General features: G+C 53.1%; 1 protein-coding gene. It reads left to right on the top strand.

The genetic code is table 11. From position 1 onward, the window contains the following. A partial coding sequence (locus ENZ75_RS34155; RefSeq protein WP_281061345.1) for an HrpF/NolX family T3SS translocon protein occupies positions 1–392 on the top strand: 392 nt, incomplete at both ends.

Consider the following 392-nt stretch of genomic DNA (forward strand, 5'->3'; position numbering starts at 1 on the left):
CCTTGAGCGATGCCTTGCGGGAGTTTTACCGGTACTCCGAAAATCTGTCCAAGGACCTGAGTCTGGATGAGTTCAAGAAAATGGTCGGCGGCGAATCGAAAAACGGCAAATTTCCGCCCCAGGTCATTGCGGCGGCGCAATATTTCCTCGATCACCCCGATGCTTGGAACCAGTTGTGCGGTGGCTCGAAAGGGAAGATGCACAAAGAGGATTTCCTGCAAGTCGCCTCATCGTCGATGAGCCTCACGCAAACTGAGCTGAATACGGTCGAGATGATCAAGGACCATCAGGACACGTTCTTTGGAAGCGGTGTTCTGACTCGCGACAAACTGGCGAAAATGAAAGACGACAAGAGCCTTGATCCGAAAGTGCGGGAAGCAGCCTCTCAGCTC

The sequence above is a fragment of the Mesorhizobium sp. M7A.F.Ca.CA.002.04.1.1 genome, assembly GCF_004022805.1.
GTDB classification, from domain to species: domain Bacteria; phylum Pseudomonadota; class Alphaproteobacteria; order Rhizobiales; family Rhizobiaceae; genus Mesorhizobium; species Mesorhizobium ciceri.